This window comes from Thermus sp. FJN-A, assembly GCF_054655095.1.
On the sequence record NZ_BAAHSC010000212.1, the window covers coordinates 72,525 to 91,049 of the forward strand.

The 18,525-nt window shown below is 68.8% G+C and carries 20 protein-coding genes; 8 read left to right on the forward strand and 12 right to left on the reverse strand.

Annotated elements, in window-relative coordinates:
* The first annotated feature begins 11 nt into the window (after positions 1-11).
* Positions 12-386, forward strand: coding sequence for a M67 family metallopeptidase (locus ACYQ0J_RS10770; RefSeq protein WP_460172111.1), 375 nt, complete (start codon positions 12-14; stop codon positions 384-386).
* Here the strand turns inward: ACYQ0J_RS10770 and ACYQ0J_RS10775 are convergent.
* The 4 genes from ACYQ0J_RS10775 to ACYQ0J_RS10790 form a co-directional block, all read right to left on the reverse strand.
* On the reverse strand, positions 383-862 hold the full coding sequence (locus ACYQ0J_RS10775; protein ID WP_460172112.1) for a flavin reductase family protein: 480 nt from the start codon (positions 860-862) through the stop codon (positions 383-385). The genes ACYQ0J_RS10770 and ACYQ0J_RS10775 overlap by 4 nt on opposite strands.
* A gap of 77 nt (positions 863-939) precedes the next feature.
* On the reverse strand, positions 940-1,731 hold the full coding sequence (locus ACYQ0J_RS10780) for an inositol monophosphatase family protein (RefSeq protein ID WP_460172113.1): 792 nt from the start codon (positions 1,729-1,731) through the stop codon (positions 940-942).
* A gap of 7 nt (positions 1,732-1,738) precedes the next feature.
* A complete protein-coding gene (locus tag ACYQ0J_RS10785; RefSeq protein WP_460172114.1) occupies positions 1,739-2,359 on the reverse strand; it encodes a phosphoribosylanthranilate isomerase in 621 nt (206 codons plus the stop codon).
* Between the two features lie 7 nt (positions 2,360-2,366).
* The gene (locus ACYQ0J_RS10790) at positions 2,367-7,697 is read right to left on the reverse strand and encodes an LAGLIDADG family homing endonuclease (protein ID WP_460172115.1); all 5,331 of its coding nucleotides are present in this window, start codon (positions 7,695-7,697) and stop codon (positions 2,367-2,369) included.
* 172 nt (positions 7,698-7,869) lie between these two features.
* Between ACYQ0J_RS10790 and ACYQ0J_RS10795 the strand changes: the two genes are divergently transcribed.
* Positions 7,870-9,180: a MiaB/RimO family radical SAM methylthiotransferase gene (locus ACYQ0J_RS10795; protein WP_460172282.1), complete on the forward strand. Its 1,311-nt coding sequence runs from the start codon at positions 7,870-7,872 to the stop codon at positions 9,178-9,180.
* A 9-nt stretch (positions 9,181-9,189) separates the two neighbouring features.
* Positions 9,190-9,513 (forward strand): histidine triad nucleotide-binding protein, encoded by a 324-nt coding sequence (locus tag ACYQ0J_RS10800; protein WP_460172116.1) that lies wholly within the window; start codon positions 9,190-9,192, stop codon positions 9,511-9,513.
* Here the strand turns inward: ACYQ0J_RS10800 and ACYQ0J_RS10805 are convergent.
* Both ACYQ0J_RS10805 and ACYQ0J_RS10810 read right to left on the reverse strand, forming a co-directional pair.
* Positions 9,494-10,261 (reverse strand): metallophosphoesterase, encoded by a 768-nt coding sequence (locus ACYQ0J_RS10805; RefSeq protein ID WP_460172117.1) that lies wholly within the window; start codon positions 10,259-10,261, stop codon positions 9,494-9,496. The genes ACYQ0J_RS10800 and ACYQ0J_RS10805 overlap by 20 nt on opposite strands.
* A gap of 59 nt (positions 10,262-10,320) precedes the next feature.
* A complete protein-coding gene (locus tag ACYQ0J_RS10810; protein ID WP_460172118.1) occupies positions 10,321-10,749 on the reverse strand; it encodes a bifunctional nuclease family protein in 429 nt (142 codons plus the stop codon).
* Between the two features lie 23 nt (positions 10,750-10,772).
* On the opposite strand from ACYQ0J_RS10810, the gene ACYQ0J_RS10815 reads away from it, so the two are divergent.
* Positions 10,773-11,309, forward strand: a complete 537-nt coding sequence (locus ACYQ0J_RS10815) for a phosphoribosyltransferase family protein (RefSeq protein ID WP_460172119.1) — start codon at positions 10,773-10,775, stop codon at positions 11,307-11,309.
* A gap of 8 nt (positions 11,310-11,317) precedes the next feature.
* Complete coding sequence (locus ACYQ0J_RS10820; RefSeq protein WP_460172120.1) at positions 11,318-11,845, forward strand: adenine phosphoribosyltransferase; 528 nt, start codon at positions 11,318-11,320, stop codon at positions 11,843-11,845.
* On the opposite strand, the gene ACYQ0J_RS10825 is transcribed toward ACYQ0J_RS10820, so the two are convergent.
* Both ACYQ0J_RS10825 and ACYQ0J_RS10830 read right to left on the reverse strand, forming a co-directional pair.
* A complete protein-coding gene (locus ACYQ0J_RS10825) occupies positions 11,842-12,450 on the reverse strand; it encodes an HAD family hydrolase (protein ID WP_460172121.1) in 609 nt (202 codons plus the stop codon). The two genes, ACYQ0J_RS10820 and ACYQ0J_RS10825, sit on opposite strands and share 4 nt — an antisense overlap.
* A gap of 38 nt (positions 12,451-12,488) precedes the next feature.
* Entirely contained in the window at positions 12,489-13,010 is a 522-nt protein-coding gene (locus ACYQ0J_RS10830) for a 5-formyltetrahydrofolate cyclo-ligase (RefSeq protein ID WP_460172122.1), read from the reverse strand.
* 77 nt (positions 13,011-13,087) lie between these two features.
* Between ACYQ0J_RS10830 and ACYQ0J_RS10835 the strand changes: the two genes are divergently transcribed.
* On the forward strand, positions 13,088-13,309 hold the full coding sequence (locus ACYQ0J_RS10835; RefSeq protein ID WP_460172123.1) for an FmdB family zinc ribbon protein: 222 nt from the start codon (positions 13,088-13,090) through the stop codon (positions 13,307-13,309).
* Positions 13,310-13,401: 92 nt separating this feature from the next.
* On the forward strand, positions 13,402-14,328 hold the full coding sequence (locus ACYQ0J_RS10840) for a prohibitin family protein (RefSeq protein ID WP_460172124.1): 927 nt from the start codon (positions 13,402-13,404) through the stop codon (positions 14,326-14,328).
* Here the strand turns inward: ACYQ0J_RS10840 and ACYQ0J_RS10845 are convergent.
* The 4 genes from ACYQ0J_RS10845 to ACYQ0J_RS10860 are packed head-to-tail and all read right to left on the reverse strand — an operon-like array spanning position 14,325 to position 16,575.
* Positions 14,325-14,774: a DUF192 domain-containing protein gene (locus tag ACYQ0J_RS10845; RefSeq protein ID WP_460172125.1), complete on the reverse strand. Its 450-nt coding sequence runs from the start codon at positions 14,772-14,774 to the stop codon at positions 14,325-14,327. The two genes, ACYQ0J_RS10840 and ACYQ0J_RS10845, sit on opposite strands and share 4 nt — an antisense overlap.
* Positions 14,747-15,238 (reverse strand): DUF192 domain-containing protein, encoded by a 492-nt coding sequence (locus ACYQ0J_RS10850; protein ID WP_460172126.1) that lies wholly within the window; start codon positions 15,236-15,238, stop codon positions 14,747-14,749. The genes ACYQ0J_RS10845 and ACYQ0J_RS10850 overlap by 28 nt, the downstream gene beginning before the upstream one ends.
* Before the next feature lie 7 nt (positions 15,239-15,245).
* Positions 15,246-15,842 (reverse strand): dTMP kinase, encoded by a 597-nt coding sequence (gene tmk, locus ACYQ0J_RS10855; RefSeq protein ID WP_460172127.1) that lies wholly within the window; start codon positions 15,840-15,842, stop codon positions 15,246-15,248.
* A gap of 4 nt (positions 15,843-15,846) precedes the next feature.
* On the reverse strand, positions 15,847-16,575 hold the full coding sequence (locus tag ACYQ0J_RS10860) for a Nif3-like dinuclear metal center hexameric protein (protein WP_460172128.1): 729 nt from the start codon (positions 16,573-16,575) through the stop codon (positions 15,847-15,849).
* 73 nt (positions 16,576-16,648) lie between these two features.
* Between ACYQ0J_RS10860 and ACYQ0J_RS10865 the strand changes: the two genes are divergently transcribed.
* Positions 16,649-18,454, forward strand: a complete 1,806-nt coding sequence (locus ACYQ0J_RS10865; RefSeq protein ID WP_460172129.1) for a S9 family peptidase — start codon at positions 16,649-16,651, stop codon at positions 18,452-18,454.
* Positions 18,455-18,525 lie beyond the last annotated feature (71 nt).

The following is an 18,525-nucleotide window of genomic DNA, read 5'->3' on the forward strand; positions in this document are numbered from 1 at the left end:
GATTGTCCCAAATGCTCTACGTGCCGAGAGGGATTCTGGAAGAAACCCGCGCCCACCTCTTGCGGGAGGCTCCCCGGGAGGGGGTGGGCCTTTGGGCGGGGAGGCGGGAGGTGGAGCGGGTCTTTCCCCTGCCCAACGTCCACCCCAACCCCCTCACGGGCTACCTGGCCGAGCCCGTGGCCTTGCTCCGGGCCTTGAAGGAGATGGAGCGGGAGGGGGTCCAGCTCCTGGCCATCTACCACTCCCATCCCCAAGGCCCCGCCTACCCGAGCCCCACGGACATCCTGGAGGCCCGCTGGCGGGTGCCCTACGTCATCTTCGGCACGGACGGCTTCCGCGCCTTTCTCCTCCCGGAGGGGCAAGAGGTGGGGGTGGCGGTGCTTTAGCCCCCGTAGAACCAGCCCGTGTCCCACATGACCAGGGGCTTGGCCTCCTGGCGCACCCCGGCCTCCACCACCTCGGCCACCACCAGGCTGTGATCCCCCCCCTGGTACACGTGGCGCACCTCGGCCTCCAGCCAGTAGGGAAGCTCCGTGAGGAGGGGCAGGCCGAAGGTGGGGGAGGGCTCAAAGGGGTGGCCGTTTAGGGTGTTCCCCTCCCGCTGGGTGGGCTTGAAGAAGTCCTGGGCGATGGCCTTCTGGTCCTGGGCCAGGGTCATGAGGGCGAGTTTGCCCGTGCGCCCGATGAGCTCGTGGAGGCGGCTGTCCCGCTTCACCCCCAGGGCGATGAGGGGCGGGGTGAAGGAGGCCTGGGTAACCCAGTTCACGGTGCCCGCGGCGTAGTCCTCGCCGTCCTTGGCGGTGAGGAGGTAAAGGCCGTAGGTGAAGCTCCGCAGGACTTTCTTCTTGGCCTCGAGGTCCATGCCCCCATTTTACTTGGGCACCCGCCGTACTGGGGGCGTGCGGGCCCTGCCGGACGGGTAGCGCGGCCAGCGGGGGCCTAGTCGTTTAAGAGGGCCTCCAGGAGGGCCTGGTGGATCCTCCCGTTGCTGGCCACGATGTAGCGGTGGCCCAGGCGGTAGGGCCTCCCTTCCAGGTCGGTGACCCGCCCCCCCGCCTCCTCCACCAGGAGCCAGCCCGCGGCCACGTCCCAGGGGTTGAGCTTCACCTCCCAAAACCCCTCCAGCCTTCCCGCGGCCACGTAGGCCAGATCCAAGGCGGCGGCCCCGGGGCGGCGCACCAAAAGGCCCCGCCGCAGGGCCCGCCCGAAGTAGGTGAGGTTTTCCGGGTCCTGGGCCACGTCGTAGGGGAAGCCCGTGGCCAGGAGGCTTCCCAAAAGCTCCCTTCGCTCCGTCACCCGGATGGGCCTTCCGTTCCGGTAGGCTCCCTCCCCCCGCACCGCGTAGAAGGCCTCGCCGCGGCTCGTGTCCATCACCACCCCCACCCGGACCTCCCCCTCCACCTCCAGGGCCAGGGAAACCCCGTAAAAGGGGAAGCCGTGGGCGTAGTTCACCGTGCCGTCCAGGGGGTCCACGATGAAGCGTACCTCCTTGCCGCCCTCGCTCCCGCCCTCCTCCCCCAGGAAGCCCGCCTCGGGGAAACGGGCGAGGAGGAACTCCTTAAGGGCTTCCTCGGACTCCTTGTCCGCCTGGGTGACCAGGTCGGTGGGGCCGGACTTGGTCCCCTGGGTGAAGCCCTTCTCCAGGTAGTAGGTGTGGATGCCCTGGGCCAGGTGGGCGGCTTCCAGCATGGCCTCGAGGTAGGGGAAAAAGGGATGGCGCTTGCCGATCACGCCCCCATCATACGTCCTGGTTCCACGCTTCCAGGCGGGCGAAGAGGGCCTTGAGCCTGGCCTCGCTCTTCACCCCAGGGGCCTCCTCCACCCCGCTCGCCAGGTCTATGGCGTAGGGCTTTAAGGCCAGGACCTCCTCCACGTTTTCCGGGGTGATGCCCCCGGAGAGGATCACCCTCCGGCCCGTGGCCAGGAGGGGCTTGGCCCAGGCCCTGGGGTAGCCCTCCCCGCTTCCCGGGCGCCTGCTGTCCAGGAGGAGGGCCTGGGCGGGGTAGTCGGCCCACTCGGGCCGGGCGGGGCCTTCCAAGGCAAAGGCCTTGACCACGGGAAAGAAGCGCCCCACGGCCTCGGCCCACTCGGGGGGCTCCCCGCCGTGGAGCTGGGCCACCTGGAGCCGGGCCCGCTCCATGAGGCGGAGGACCTCCTCCGGCCCGTGGTCACGGAAGACCCCCACCCGCACCACCATGGGGCCTAGGGCCTGGGAGATGGCCCGGGCGGCCTCCGGGTCCACCCGCCTCCGGGAGCCCGGGGCGAGGACGAAGCCCAGGGCATGGGCCCCCAGGGCCTCGGCCAGGAGGGCGTCCTGGAGGCGGGTGATGCCGCAGATTTTGACCCGTACCCGGCCCATGGACTCCCTAGCCGCACTTGGAGTAGCCGCAGGCTTGGCACTTCCAGCACCCTTCCTCCCGCACCAGGGTCTTTTCCCCGCACACCGGGCAGGGGCTCGCCCCCGCCAGGGCCAGGCCGCCCCCGGAGAGGGCGGGGAGGGGGGCCTCTTCCGGGGCATCGCCCTTGACCCCCTTCAGCCCCTGGGGGATGGTCTCCAGGGCCACGGCGATGAGGTCCGCCTTGCTGGAGACGAGCCTGCCCTGGTAGGTGCCGTAGAGCCCCCCGTTGATGCCCCGGAGCGTGCGCACGATGGCCTCCGGGGGCACCCCGTACTGCAGGGCGATGGACACCACGCGGCCCAGGGCCTCGGAGTCGGCGTTGGCCTCGTCCCCCGCCTTGCCCGAGGTGAGGATGACCTCCACCGGTTGGCCCTCCAGGACGTTCACCGTGACCAGGAAGCTCCGTTTTTGCCCCTCCGGGGTGAGGAGCTTCACCATGTCGGTGAAGCCCAGAAGGCGGCCCGGGCGCTCGTAGACGGGGCCTTGGGGTGGCCCCTTGGGCTCCTCTTTTGCCGCGGCCACGGGCGGGGCCTCCTCCGTTTCTACCTGCGGAAGGGGGGCCTCCGCCTTCTCCTCCTTCTTCACCGTGAGCACCTGGAACTCCCGGCTGCCGTCCCGGTAGACGGTGATCCCCTTGCACCCGGTGCGGTAGGCCTCGAGGTAGGCGGCCTCCACGTCCGCCACCGTGGCCTCGTGGGGCAGGTTGATGGTGTTATGGGAGATGAGGCCGTTGACCACGTAGCGGTGGACTTCCTCCACCTCAATGTCGTACATCTCCACCTCTCCCACCTCTTCCACCTCCACGACCCGGTGGGCCAGGAGGTCTGTGGGCCAGCCCAGACGGTCGGCGGTGGTGTTGTAGACCACCTGTACACCCCTGTGGCGCACGGACTTGAGGTTTGAGTATCCGGGGTGGGCGGTGCCCACGCGGGTGGCGGCGAGGGCTTCCTCAGGGATGAAAACCTTGTAGCGGACAGCCACCTCGGCCCGCTTGTGGGCTTCTATGGGCTCGAGGAGCTCCCGGAGAGGTCCGGAAACGGCCACGGAATAGGCGTGGTAGGTTTCCCTGGAGGCGACGACCTTTTTTCGCCCTTGGTAGACCTTGGGCAGGCCGAAGCTGCGGGCAAGCTCGGCCGCCTCGTAGGCCAGGCGCTGGCTCCTCCCCTCGTAGACCACAAGGCCCATGTTAGGGTGCACGTAGCCGTCCAGGGTGAGGCCACGGAGGAAGGCCAGCTTTTCCCCCGGGCTTCCCCGAAGGATCTGGGGAGGCACCCGCTTGTGCGCCGCCCCCTTGCTGATGAGGGCTTCCACCAAGCGAACCAGGCGGCGGGAGGTGAGGTAGAGGTTCCTCACCCCCGTGCGCTTATCCACCGTGCACTTGGGTTCCACCCCGAAAAGCCTTCCCACCACTTCCCGGAAGATCCGCTCCACCTCGGGGTCCTTGGTGGCGATGCCCACGAAGCCTGTGGCCTCCACCGTGGACCCGTCGGCGGCGAGCATCCCCAAAAAGAGGGCGAGGTCCTCGGACATCCTTTCGGGCAAGGGGAGGTCGCGGGCGTTTGTCCTCAAAGGAAGGTTCGCGGTCTCGGGGATAGGGAGCCCGCCCTCCCCGTGGGAGGGGACGAGCTTTCCTAGGACCACATCCCCGGGCTTGAGCTCCCGCATGAGCCGCCAGCCCTCCGGGGTGAGAAGGCGGTGGCTTTCCCAAGCACCCAAAAGCTCGGCCCCATTGTCCAGCCGGACCCTGACTCCCCGCTTCCTCCCCGCGTAGTAGTGGGCGGTGATCCGGTAACCCTCGGCGGTGTAGAGCCCTTCTACCGGGACGAATGTGTTCTCAGGGTGCGGCGGGGCAATCTCCTCAATAGGGATAAGGCCCTTAGAAGTGGGGATCAGGGTGCCCTTGGCGATGCACTTGGACAGGGAGTTCCCCGCGTACCCCTCCGCGTCAAAAGCCCGCTGCACCACCCCCTGCATGCGCACGTGGTCCAGGGGGTGGATGTCGTGGGCGCAGAGGAAGACCTTCCGGATCGCTTCGGGGATGAAGGAGAGGTTCTGCACGGAGCCGTGGCCGTCCTTCTGGATCTCGGCGATGACCTTCTCCCAGTCCCACTTGCCCTCCTTCTCGTAGCCCTTGGCGGGCGGGTAGGCCTCCATGAGCTCCACGAAGAGGGGGTGGAGGAGGGGCTTGTACTCCCCGCCGATCCTGCGCCAGACGAAGGGGCTAAAGACGGGCTCAATCCCCGAGGACACCCCCATGAGCATGCTGGTGGTCCCCGTGGGGGCCACGGTGAGGAGGGCCACGTTGCGCCGGGGGCGGATCCCGAGGCTCTGGAAGTACTCCTCGTGCTCCTGGTAGAGGGGGAAGACGCCCCGCTCCTTTGCCAGGGCTTCCGAGGCCTTCAGGGCCTCCTCCCGCATGGCGGAGATGACCTCGTAGACCTTGGCCCTCGCCTCCTCGGAGTCGTAGGGGAGGCCCAGCTTGATGAGCATGTCGGCGAGGCCCATGACCCCGAGACCAAGCCTCCTGAGCTTCTTCGCCGCCATCTCGTTGTCGGGCAGGGCGAACTGGTTCACGTCCAGGACGTTGTCCAGGAAGCGGATGGCGGTGTGGACGTCCCGGCGGAACTCATCCATCCGGAACTTCCCCTCCTCCACGTAGGCGGCCAGGTTCAGGGCCCCGAGGTCGCAGGGCTCGCCCACGGTGAGGGGTATTTCCCCACAGTTGTGGGCCACCAAGCCGTTAGCGATGAGGCTGTGGGTCAGGGGCTCGGTGAGGTCGTAGACCGGGCTCTCGCCCGCAGGCTCCACGCTCGTCACGGTTGCTACGAAGGCCTTGGCATAGCTTCCCCGGGGCCGGTCCTTGAGGAAGGTTAGGAGCTTGGTCTGCTTCTCCTCCTGGAGGAACCCAATCTGCTCGGCAAAGTGGTCCCGATTTTGCCCTCCTAGGATGAGCTCGTACTGGGGGGCCGTGGCGTAGGCCTTAAGCCCACCTTGGCCATCGGGCAGGGCCTTGCTTCCCGCCTCGCGGCGCTTGTAGATCTTCCCGTAGATGCCCAAGTTGAGGAGGAGGAGCTGGACGTCTTGGAGAAGCCTCAGGCTCGACGAGGCTAAACGGACGGTGGCGTCCTTCTTCTGGGGATTGACTTGCACCGAGCCATCGGCGCTGAAGAGCCCCTGGAGGAAGCCCACTACCGCCTCTCGGGGGGCACGAAAGAGGCTTTCCGGCACCCGCTTTTCCGTAGCCTTCGCAGCCCGCACCCCGAGGGCCTGGAAGAACTCCACGGGGATGCGGTTGAAGTGGAGGTGGTAGGTGTTAGAGGGGGTTACCTGGAGGGTGCCGGGACCGAACCAGTCTCGGAGGAGGTCGGGAAGCCAACCGATGGTGGCGAAGTCCTGCCGGGAGAAGTAGAAGCCTACGCCGTCCTCCCTTAAGTAGCCGTCGCCCACCAGCCATCCCAAGGCTACCCCGAGTTCCCGGCTCCAACGGGTGGGGAGGTTGCTGTACCGGGCCCGCACGTCGGCCCGGCCATGGGGCCCGCGACTCCCCGCGGTAGCTACCCGCTCATGGACTACGGCGAGGGCTTGGGCGGGTAGGCGCTCCTCCTTGGGGAAGAGCCCTTCGCCGCTTTGCACCAGGATTTTGTCACCCGGCCTTAAGCTCCCAGCTTCCCGGTAACCCTCGGGGGTGAGGAGGAGGTGGTCGGGGGTGAGGGTCACCTCGAGGCCCTCCTGGGTGTGTAAGCGGACCACAGGCTTGACGCCAGTGAAGAAAGCTCGGGCTGCCCTCCGTACCCCAGTACCCTGGGTAGGTAGGGGAACTCCCACGCCCCCAAGGGGTGCCCGGGTATCTGTGACTAGGTAAAAGCTTTCTCCCATGCGGGCCAATTCTTCAATGGGCACAAGCCCGTGCTCGGTGGGGATCCTCGTGGACCCTACGAAGCAGGGGTTGGTGGACCGGATCTGGTAGTGCTCTCCAAGCCCCTTAAGGGCCGAAAGCGCGTTGATCCGGTCCACGAAGATGAGCCCCGGCTCCCCCGTGGCCCAGGCGTGCCAGGCGATCTCGTGCCAGAGCCAGCGGGCGGGCACCTTCCCCCCGTAGAGGGGGATGGCCTTGGCCCCGTCCTCCCTTTCGGGGAGGTGGGGCACCTTTCCCGTGTAGGGGCCTTCCAGGGGGTGGGGGTAGTACTTCCCCGGCACCTCAATGGGGGTCACGGGCCAGAGCTCGTCCTTCTCCACGGCCTCCAGGAAGCGGTCCGTGGCCAGGACGGAGATGTTGAAGGTGGAGATGTCCCCTTCCGCCTTCTCCCGGTCCAGGTCCTTGGCGGTGAGGAAGTCCAAGAGGTCGGGGTGTTCTATGGAGAGGGTGGCCATCCCAGCCCCACGGCGCGTACCGCCTTGGCGCACCACCCTAAGGACGCTGGCGTAGACGTAGCGCAAGATGGCCACAGGACCCGCCTCCTCGGCGCCCCAGGCCACCCATTCCAGGAAGTTGTCAAAGATTTCAAAGAGAAAACTCACGGGCCCCGAGCTCGTGCCGCCGCTTCCCCGGATGGGGGCGCCCTCGGGCCTTAGGAGGGAGAAGTCCACGTGGGGCTTAAGGCCCTTCCGGGCCAGGTCCGCCGCCTCCTTGGCGGCCTCTATGATCCCCCCCATGTCGTCGGGGACCAGGATGCGGTCCGCAGGGGGCTCCTTGGCCGTCTGGACTCCGTGGGCCTCGGCCAGGGCCTCCATCTCCGGGGACACCTCCCCGTAGACCACCCGGGCGAAGTTCTTGAGGGCGATCTCCTCCTTGGGGCCTTCGGGGTTGATGGGGGGGCGCATGAGGCCCCGGATGAAGTCCCCCGCATCGGGGTGGTCCGCGGAGAGGTAGGCCACGCCCCGCACGGGCCTCCGCGTGCGGGTGCCCTTGGAGCGGTAGGGGTCCAGGTTCACCCCGTTGCCGCCCCCCACCTTGGTGACCAGGGCGAGCTTCTTGGCCACCTCCATGATGCCGGCGAAGCTTTCCGGGGGGTTCTCCGTGGCCCCCTGGACGAAGCAGTTGAGGAGGTTGCCGTGGGCCGTGCCCGCCCCCGCTAGGATCCGCCCCCCGGGGGAGAAGCGCTTCTCGCTCATGAGCTCAAAAAACTTCTCCTCCCAAAGGGCCCTTTCCTCAGGGCGCTCGGGCTTGGCCACCTCCCGGGCCACGCGGCGGAACATCCCCAGGATGTCCCCGTCCCCGGGCTGGAGGTACTGGCGCTTGGCGATGGCCTGGGCGTGCTCGTCAAAGGCGGGTGAGGCTATCCGGGAATGGTGCTCCATAAATCCTCCTATACTTCCGGGCAGAAACCCTAGCCCCGCGAGGCGTTTCCCCCACATCTTGGGGCAGGCACCCGTGATGCTACTACCTATAGGGCTTTCACCGCAAGTGGGGAAAAGCACACTCTGCCCGGCCGCGTTGACGAAGCCCCCTTAGGCTACCAGAATGAAAAGGATGCGCGTGGCCTTTCGCACCCTGGGGTGCAAGGTGAACCAGGTGGAGACCGAGGCCCTCTTGGGCTTCCTGAAGGCCCTGGAGCCCGAGGTGGCGCCGGTGGAGGCGGGGGAGGCGGACCTGGTGGTGATCAACTCCTGCGCGGTCACCACCACCGCGGAGGCCGATACCCGCAAGGAGGTGCGCCGGGCCAGGCGCCATAACCCCCACGCCTTCATCGTGGTCACGGGGTGCTACGCGGAGCTCGCCCCCGAGGCCCTGAGGGAGCTGGGGGCGGATGCCGTGGTGCCCAACTCCAGGAAGGCCGAGCTGCCCCGGGTGATCCTGGAGCGCTTCGGCCTCCCCGCAGACCCCATCACCACCCCGCCCAACGAGTTCTGGGGGGCCGGGGAAAGAGGGCTTCTGAACAGCCGGGTTCGGGCCTTCCTGAAGGTGCAGGACGGTTGCCAGGCGGGGTGCGCCTACTGCATCATCCCGAGGCTTAGGGGAAAGGAGCGCCACCGGGACTACCGCGATGCCTTGGCCGAGGCCGAGGCCCTGCTCCGCATGGGCATCCGGGAGATCGTCCTCACCGGGGTGCGGCTTGGGAGCTACCGGGGGCATCCCCGGGGGCTTGCGGGGCTCGTGGAGGACCTCCACCACCTGGGGGCCAAGGTGCGGCTTTCCTCCATGGAGCCCGAGGACACGGGGGAGGACCTCCTTAGGGTGATCGGCCGCTACGCCCCCGAGGTCAGGCCCCACCTCCACCTTTCCTTGCAGACGGGCTCGGACCGGCTCCTCAAGCTCATGGGCCGCCGCTACGATAAGGCCTACTACCGCGACCTGGTGCAGAGGGCCCACGACCTCATCCCCGGCTTTGCCCTCACCACCGACGTCATCGCCGGCCTGCCCACGGAGACCGAGGAGGAGCACCAGGAGACCCTGGCCTTCCTGGAGGAGCTCAGGCCCACCCGGGTCCACGCCTTCACCTACACCCCGAGGCCCAAGACCCGGGCGGCCTCCATGCCCCAGGTTCCCGTGGAGGTGCGCAAGCGCCGCACCAAGGAGCTCATCGCCTTGGCCCAGTCCCTGGCGGAAGCCCGCATCCGGCCCAAGCTGGGGGGGCAGGTGGAGGTTTTGGTGGAGCGGGTACAAGGAGGTCTGGCCATGGGCCATACCCCGGACTACTACGAGGCCAGGCTTTGGGGCCAGGCCCGGCCGGGGGAGACGGTCCTGGCCCGGGTGGAGGGGGTGGAGGGGTACACCCTCTTGGGCCAGGTGCTGGGGGTTAAGGAGGCGGCTACCCCGCTTCTGGAGCTTCCCCTAGGGTAGACTTTTCCCATGGACTGCGTCTTCTGCCGCATCGTCCGAGGGGAGCTCCCCTCCCGGAAGGTGTACGAGGACGAGGCCTTCGTGGCCTTTCACGACATAAGGCCCAAGGCGCCCGTGCACGTCCTGGTGGTGCCCAAGGAGCACGTGGAGAAGCTCTCCGACTACCCCGACACCGAGGAAGGGGAGAGGAAGCTCGGGGCCCTCTTCCGCACCGCCAACCGGGTGGCGCGGCTTTTGCGGCTTCCGGGGTACAAGCTCCAAGTCCACGTGGGGGAGGAGGGCGGGCAGGAGGTCTTCCACGTGCACGTGCACGTCATGGGGCGCCCCTCTTAAGGGCGAAGCGGTCCAGGACCCGGCCCTCTGGGCTCAGGGCATAGCCCACAAGCCCATCCTCCCCCACTTCCAGGAAAAGGGCGTGGTGGGCCACGGCCAGGGCCTGGCTTGCGGCGAGGGGGGGCTTGGTGGGGTAGAGGCCCGCCCCTCCCCCGCCCAGGACCAGGTGGGTGGTGGTCCCCACCTGGAGGCGCTCGTAGTGGTGGTCGTGCCCGGCTAGGACCAAGGGTACCCGGAAGCGCCGAAGGAGGGGCTCCAGGAGGCTTCGCAAGCCCGGGCTCCCCCCGTGGAGCCCCGAGGAGTAAAGGGGGCGGTGGAGGAGGAGGGCCTTAAGGGGGGCGGTGGAGCTTTGCAGGGCCTCCTCCAGCCAGGCCCTCTGGGCCCTGAGGTCGCCTTCCGTGTAGAGGACGAAGACCTCGAGGCTCCCCAGGCGGACCCGGTAATAGGGCCTCTCCAGGCCGAAGCGCCGAAGCTGCTCGGGGAGGTTCGGGGCGTCGTGGTTGCCGAAGGCGGGGTAGACGGGAACCCGGGGGAGGTCTTGCAGAAACCGCTCCACCACCTGGCCCCGGGGGTAGAAGTTGTCCCCCACGGTCAGCAAGGCGGTGAGGGGATCCTGGGCGTGCTCCTTCCGGAGCAAGGCCGCTACCTGGGCCCGGGCCGGGGTGTCCTGCCCCCAGTCCCCCAGGACGGCCAGCCGCGCCGCCTGGGCCAAGCCGAGGAAGAGCAGGAGGAAAAGGAGGGCGCGCATGGCGGGCCCTACCGGGGGGTGAGGAGGGGCGGGGCCATGGGCGGGAGGGAAACAGCCCCTCAGGCCTCCGCGGCCCCGTGGGGTTTGAGGCTGGCCTCCTCCACCCCTGCCTTCTCCACCACCTCCTCCGCCACCAGGATGGGGGCCCCTGCCCTTAGGGCCAGGGCCATGGCGTCGGAGGGGCGGGCGTCCACCTCCAGCTCAATCCCCCGGTGCTCCAGGATGAGGCGGGCGTAAAAGGTGCCGTCCTTTAGGTCGGTGATCTCCACCCGCTTCAGCTTTCCCTGGAGCATGTCCATTACCGAAAGCAGGAGGTCCGGGGTGAGGGGGCGGGGGGGCTTCTCCCCTTGCAGGGCCACCACGATGTGGTGGGCCTCGAGGGGGCCGATCACGATGGGGAGAAGCTTGTCGTTCTCCGTCCTGAGCAGGACCACCACGCTCCCGTTCTGGGGGTCCACGCCCAGGGTCTCAATCTTGGCGCTCAGCATACTTTGAGTATAGACTGGGCGGCGTGAGGACCTACCCTGTGGAAATCGCCGGGGTGCGCCGCGAGCTCCCCATCGTCCAGGTGGGGCCGGACGTGGCCGTGGCCCTGCTGAACCTCCTGGGGGACACCGAGCTCACCGAGGCCGCCGCGGAGGAGCTGGCCAAGCGCCTCCCCCCCGAGGTGGAGACCCTGGTCACCCCCGAGGTCAAGGCCGTGCCCCTGGCCCACGCCCTCTCCCGCATCACCGGGAGGCCCTACGTGGTGGCCCGGAAGACGGAGAAGCCCTACATGATCAACCCGGTGAGCCGCCAGGTGCTCTCCATCACCACGGGCAAGCCCCAGCTCCTGGTGCTGGACGGGGCGGACATCCCCCTCATCCGGGGCAAGCGGGTGGCCATCGTGGACGACGTGGTGTCCACGGGTTCCACGCTTTCCGGCCTCAGGGAGCTTATTGAGAGCGTGGGAGGGCAGGTGGTGGCGGTCCTGGCGGTTTTCACCGAGGGCACACCCCGCCAGGACGTGGTGGCCTTGGGCCACCTGCCCCTCTTCAAGCCGGAGTAGGAGGTCGTATGGAGACCTATCCCATCACCATCGGCGGCGTCACCCGCCACGTGCCCCTCATCGAGCCCCTCCCGGGGCGGCGGATTCCCCTGGTGGAGTTCCTGGGGGACCCAGAGCTGGTGCGGGCGGCGGCCAAGGCCTTGCGGCCCCTGGTGCCCGAGGGTACGGAGGTGCTCTTCACCACGGAGACGAGCCCCATTCCCCTCACCCACGTGCTGGCGGAGGAGATGGGCCTGCCTTACGTGGTGGCCAGGAGGCGGCGCCGCCCCTACATGGAGGACCCCATCATCCAGGAGGTCCAGACCCTGACCCTGGGGGTGGGGGAGGTGCTCTGGTTGGACCGGCGCTTCGCCGAGAAGCTTCTGAACCAGAAGGTGGCCTTGGTTTCCGATGTGGTCTCCAGCGGGGAGACCATGAAGGCCATGGAGAAGATGGTCCTTAGGGCCGGGGGCAAGGTGGTGGGACGGCTGGCGGCCTTCCGGCAGGGCACCCCTTCCCTGGACGTGCGCACCGTGGCCGAGTTGCCCGTGCTCTAGGGGTGGGGTAGTCCCGTTCCCGGCACGTACGTTTCCGCCCGGAGGCCGAGCCTCCGGGCGGCTTCCACGTTTTCCGGGTCGTCGTCCAGGTAGAGGGTTTCCCCGGGGGTGAGCCCTAAGCCTTCCAGGGCCAGGAGGAAAGCCCTGGGGTCGGGTTTGGCCACCCCCAGGGCGCAGGAGGCGAAGAAGCCGTCCACGTAAAGGTCCAGGCCGTGGTGGGCCAGGCTTTCCCGGAGGCTTGGCAGGGTGTTGGAGAGGACGCCTATCTTAAGCCCCCGGGCCTTCAGGTTCCGAAGGAGGGCTTCCGCCCCGGGGGCCCGGCGCAGGAAGTGGTAATAGCGCAAGGGGCGAAGCCGGTTTTCGGGCACGCGGAGTTCCCGGGACACCTTTTGCACCAGCCCCTGCCAGAAAACGGCCTCCTCCTCCAGGCTTCGCACCCGCAAGGTGCGGACGGCTTCGTGGATCTCGTGCACCACCTGGGTCAGGACGGCCAAGGCTTTGTCCAGGCCGGCCCCGTGGACGGCCAACTCCAGGGCCTTCTTGTAAAGGGCCTCCTCGTCCAGGAGGAGAAGAACCCCGTCCCGATCCAGGAGCGCTCCCCGCATGCCCCCAAGTGTAGCACCCCGGGGCTCTGACCCAGGGGTCACCTGACCCGGCGAACCCCCTTCTCCGTGGCCAGGTGGCCCACGGGCACGTCCCAGGGGTCGTGGGGGAGGCGGGGGAGAAGCAGGACCTCCGGCACCACCCCCACGCTTTCCGCCCGCACCGAGGCCAGGAAGCGGTCGTAGAACCCCTTGCCGTGGCCCAGGCGGTAGCCCTCGAGGTCAAAGGCCAGGCCCGGCACCACCACCAGGTCCAAGACCGCGGGGTCCACGGGCCCTGTGGTGGGCTCCAGGAGGCCAAAGGGCCCGGGGGCCAGGGGGCCTAGGGGGTGCACGGAGAGCCCCGTCCCCGCCACCTTCGGCAGGTAGTAACGGGCCGGGTGGCGTTCTGGGAGGGCCATGAGGTCCAGCTCGTGGGGCAGGGGGTGGTAGAGGAGGATGTCCCGGAAGCCGCCCGCCCCAAGCCAAGGCACCAGGGCCTCCAGCACCTGGCGGGAGAGGGCCATCCGGTCCAGGGTCCGCCAGAGGCTTAAGGCATGGCGGCGCAGGGTGGGCTTGTCCACGGGGGGAGGGTACCACCCCGGCCTCTTGACACTCAAGGGAAGTGAGTGTCAAAATGCCCTACCAGGAGGGTTAGGGTATGCCGGTCTACGTCTACAAGGGCCTGGAAACGGGGAACTACTACGAGTTCGAGCAGGGCTTCCACGACGAGCCCCTGAAGACCCACCCCGAGACCGGGGAGCCCCTGAAGCGGGTGATCACCCCGCCGGCCATCATCTTCAAGGGGTCGGGGTGGCACGTGAAGGACTACGCCAAGAAGGACTCCGGTTCCAAATCCGAAGGCGGGGAGTCCAAGGAGTAGCCTAAGTGCCCCGCTCTGGCGAAGGCTAGAGGGGGGCCCCATGGTTGCCCTTCCGGCCCGAAGCCCAGGTTTCGGGCCCTTATACTTTTTTCATGCTGAACCTGGCCGCGTTGGCGCTGGTCTTGGTGGGGGTGGGGCTCCTCTTCACCCCCAAGAGGCGGTACGGGCCTTCCCTCCTCGGGCTTGGGGCCCTGCTCCTGGTGCTGGCCAACAGCTTTCTGGTGGTGCCCGCCGGGCACGTGGGGGTGGTCTTCAACGTCCTGCGGGGGGTGCAGGAGCGCCCCCTCCCCGAGGGGGTGCACTTCGTGGTGCCGGGGCTCCAGCAGGTGGTCCTCTACGATGCCCGGGTCAAGGAGGTGACCCTCTCCGCCCCCCACGAGGGGGAGCGCAAGGCGGACACCTCCATCCGCGCCCGCTCCAAGGAGGGGTTGGAGATCGGGGTGGACGTGACCGTCCAGTACCGCATCCTCAAGGACCGGGCTCCGAAGCTCCATCAGGAGGTGGGGCCGGCCTTCCTGGAGACCCTGATCGTCCCCCAAGTGCGCTCCAAGGTGCGGGACGCCGTGGGGCAGTACAACGCCGCGGAGCTCATCAGTACCCAGCGCACCGCCTTGGAGACCTCGGTGAGCCAGGGCCTCGAGGAGGTCCTGCGCCAGTACCACATCGAGCTGGTCTCCGTCCTCCTGCGGGAGATCCGCATCCCGGAGGCCGTGGCCAAGGTCATCGAGGAGAAGCAGACCGCGGAGCAGCAGGTGCAGATTGAGATCAACCGCCGGAAGCAGGCGGAGATCGCCGCCCAAAGGCGGGTCATCGAGGCCCAGGGGGAGCGGGACGCCGCCATCCTCCGGGCCGAGGGGGAGGCCAAGGCCATAGAGCTCAGGGGCCGGGCCCTGAAGAACGCCCCCGAGGTGGTCCAGCTCACCTTTGCCGAGAAGCTGGCCCCCGGGGTGCAGACGGTCTTCGTGCCCAGCACCGGGAACTTCCTCCTGGACCTGAGGGGCCTGCAGCAGGGGCGCTAGGGCAGAACCCGGTCCCCGGGGGAGACCTCCAGGAGGCCTTCCCGCACCTCCAACACTCCCCGGTAGGCGGTGCCGGGGGCGTAGGTCTCCCCCGGCTTGAGGTGGGCCACCTTGAGCACCCGGCCCTCCCCGTCCAGGAAGGCCACCAGCACGGGAAAACGGTAGCCTAGGGTGCTGAAGGGGTTATCGGTGGCCTCGGGGAACAGGTAGAGGAGGGCCTCCACCTCCTCCTTCCGCACCCCCAGGCCCCGGCTCCAGGCCTCAGGGGTGCGGGCCAGGCGGGCCTGGAGGGGGCGGGGACCCTCCCGGGTCTCCACCACCACCCGCTGTGGGGGCGGGGGGGCCTGGAACCTTCTCGCGGCCAGGAGGTAGCCCATGAAGGAGAAGACGGAAAGCACCACCAGAAGGGCGAAGGCCGCTAGGGGGAAGAGGGGGTTGCGCTCCACGGTCTGGGCCAGAACTTCAAGGCCTCCCCCCCCACCCGGGCCCCGGGGGCGAGGCCGCGCCGCCGGAACCAGCCTTGGTTGACCTCCAGGGCCCCCTGGTAGACCACCCCCGGGTAGTAGACGGGGCAGGGGTCGGCCTTGCAGGGGTCCATGTCCAGGATGCGCAGGATGACCCCCTGGCGGTCAAAGAAGGCGATGGAAAGGGGGATGAGGGTGTTCTTCATCCAGAAGCCCCCCGCGGTGGGGGCGGGGAAGAGGAAGACCATGCCCTCGCCCTCCGCCAGGCGGCCCCGGAACATGAGCCCCTGGGCCTGGCGCTCCGGGGTGTCCGCCACCTCCACCCGGAGGAGGTGGCGCTTGCCGCCCCCCTCCACGTAGAGGGTGCTCTTGGGGAAGGTGAGGCCCTGGGCCAGGGCGAGGGAAAACGCCACCAGGAGGGCCAGGGCCACGGGCGCGCGGGGCATAGGGCCATTATGGCAGAAGGGGCAGGAGGTGGGCCCGGATGGCCGCCTGCACCTCGGCCACCCCCTGTGTGGCGTCCACCACCCGGAAGCGTTCGGGCTCGGCCTCGGCGAGCCTCAGGTACCCCTCCCGCACCCGCCGGAAGAAGGGAAGGCCAAGCCTTTCCAGGCGGTCTTTTTCCCTCACCCGCAAAAGGGCCTCCTCCGGGGGCAGGTCCAGGAGAAAGGTGAGGTGGGGCCTGAGGCCCAAGGTGACGGGGGAGGCCACCTCCAAAAGCCAGGGAAGGGGGAGGCCCCGGCCGTACCCCTGGTAGGCGAGGCTGGAGTCCAGGTAGCGGTCGGAGACCACCCACTTTCCCCCTTCCAGGGCGGGGAGGATGACCCGCCGCACGTGCTCCGCCCGGTCGGCGCTGAAGAGGAGGTACTCCGCCTCCGGGGAGAGGTCTTCCGCCAGGAGGAGCCCCCGGACGAAGGCGATTCCCCCGCCGGGCTCCCGGGTGAGGCGCACGGGAACCCCCCTTTCCTCCAGGAAGCGGGCGAGGAGGCGGGCCTGGGTGGACTTGCCGGAGCCGTCCAGGCCCTCGAGGGTCAGGAAGAGTCCGCCCATGTCCTCAAAGCCCCGTGGGATGGTCCAGGAAGACCCAGGGCAGGCCGAAGCGGGCCTCCAGGTGCCGGGCCAGGGCCTTCACCCCGAAGACCTCGGTGTCGTAGTGGCCGGCGTAAATCACGTTCAAGCCCCGTTCGAAGGCCTCGTGGAAGGCGCTGTGCTTGGGCTCCCCGGTGATGAAGAGGTCGGCCTCCACCACGCTCACCATCCCCGCCGCCCCCCCGGAGACGATCACCACGGTCTCCACCTGGTCGGCCCCGCCCTGGTGCACCAAGGGGGTCATCCCCGTGAGCTGGCCCAGCATGTCCGCCACCCGGACCAGGGGGGTGGGAAGGGGAAAGCGCCCCTTGACCCCCACATCGTAGGGCTCCAGGTGGGTGAGCCCCAGGGCCCGGGCCAGCTCGTGGTTGTTGCCCACCTCCTCGTGGGCGTCCAGGGGCAGGTGGGCGGCATAGAGGCTGATGTCCCCTTGGAAGAGGAGCTCCAGGCGCCTCTTGTGATGGCCCACGATGGGGAAGGGTTTCCCCCAGAAGAGGCCGTGGTGGACCAGGAGGAAGTCCACCCCCTCCTCCAGGGCCCGCCGGAAGATGGCCTCCCCCGCGTCCACCGCCGCCCCCACCTTGCTTACCCTTTGCTTTCCCTCCACCTGGAGGCCGTTCAGGGAGGGGTCCTGGGGGAAGTCCTTTAGGCGCAGGTAGGCGTCCAGGTAGCGCACCAACTCGTCCCGGTCCATGGGGCCTAGCTTACCCAACCCGCTTCGGCAGGGCCAGGGCCGGTGGCGGATGACCGGTCAGTATTATGGGGGCATGGAACCCGAAGTCCTGGGAAAGCTCCGCTTCCTGTCCGACCTTACCCCGGGCCCTGGGGGCCTCCCCCTTTTCCTCCTCACCGAGATCGTGGCGGAAGACCCTCCCCGGTACCGCTCCCGGCTCGCCCTCTACGACGGGGCCCTGCGCTTCCTCACCCAGGAGGAGGCCAAGAAGCCCCGCTACGCCCACCCCTACGTCTACTTCCTGCGCAAGGTGGGGGAGGTCCAGGAGCTCTTCCGGCTGGACCTCAGGGGGGGCGAGGCGGAGAGGCTCACGGAGACGGCGGGGGTCCTGGACTACGCCCTGGGCCCCAGGGGGGAGGTGGCCTTCCTGGCCCTCAAGGAGGCGCCCAAGCCGGGAAGCCCCCGTACCTTTGCGGGCTGGCCCTTCAAGTACGACGGGCGGGGCCTCCTTCCCGAGGGCAACCTGGCCCTGTACCTCTGGGCCGAGGGGGAGAAGCGCCTCCTCCTGGAGCGCTACCCCGCCCCCAGGGAGATGGTCTACGCCCCCGAAGGGCTTTACCTGGTGATGGCGGAGGACCTCCGGGCCCAGGCGGAGTGGCGGGACACCCTCTACCTTCTCCAGGGGGGTTCCCTGGAAAGGGTCTACGGGGGGGTGGGCCCCATCCTGGCCCTGGAGTGGAGCCCGGAGGGCCTCTTCTTCCTGGGCCACGCCTTTGAGCGGGGCGGGGGCACCGAGGCCCGGCTCTACCATCTGAGGGCGGGGGAGGCCCGGGTGCTCCTGGAGGGGAGCCTGCACAACTCGGTGAACGCCGACTTGCGTTACGGGGCCCACACCCAGGGGCCCAAGTGGGGTGGGGACGGGGTCTATGTGGTGCGCACGGAGGCGGGGGTGGCGCGGCTTTACCGGGTGGGGCTAGACGGGGAGGCCGAGGCCCTCCCCGCCGGGGGGAGCGTCCTCTCCTTCGCCCTCACGGAGAAGGGGCTTTTCCTCCTCACCGAGGGGTTCACCCATCCGGCCCGCCTCGAGGGGCCCCTGGGCACCTATGACCCCAACGCGGGCCTCCTCTCCTTCTCCGAGCCCATCCCCACCGCCTGGGCGAGCCCCGAGGGGCACCAGGTGCCGGGCTGGGTCCTCCTCCCGGAAGGGGAAGGCCCCCACCCCGTGATCCTCTACATCCACGGGGGGCCCCACACCGCCTTCGGCCAGGCCCCCCTCCTGGAACTGCAGCTCTTCCGCCAGGCGGGCTACGCGGTGGCCTTCGCCAACCCGCGGGGTTCCACGGGCTACGGCCAGGACTTCGCCCTCTTGGAGGGAACGTGGGGGGAGCGGGACGAGCGGGACCTCCTGGGCTTTTTGGACCACGTCCTGGCCAACTTCCCCCTGGACCCTGGCCGGGTGGGGGTGGCGGGGGGCAGCTACGGGGGGTACATGGTGAACTGGCTCACCGCCCGCCACCCCGAGCGCTTCCGGGCCGCGGTCACGGACCGCAGCATCTGCAACTGGTTCAGCTTCTTTGGGGCCAGCGACATCGGCCCCCGCTTCGCCTTCCTGGAGCTCTTTGCCCGGCCTTGGGAAAGGCCCGAGGTCCTGTGGGAGAAAAGCCCCCTGCGCCACGTGCACCGGGTGCGGACCCCCACCCTGGTGGTCCACGCGGAGCAGGACCACCGTTGCCCCATAGACCAGGGGGAGACCTGGTACACCGCCCTCCTCCACCTGGGGGTGAAGACCCGCTTTTTCCGGGTCCCGGAGGAGGGGCACGAGCTTTCCCGCTCCGGCCGGCCCGACCGCCGCATGGCTCGGCTGAGGGCGTACCTGGACTGGTGGCGGGAAAACCTCTAAGGGCCCGCCCCTTGGTGCCGGCGCATCAGGCCCCCGGGGATTCCTCCGCGCGGGGGCCCATGCCGGCGCAA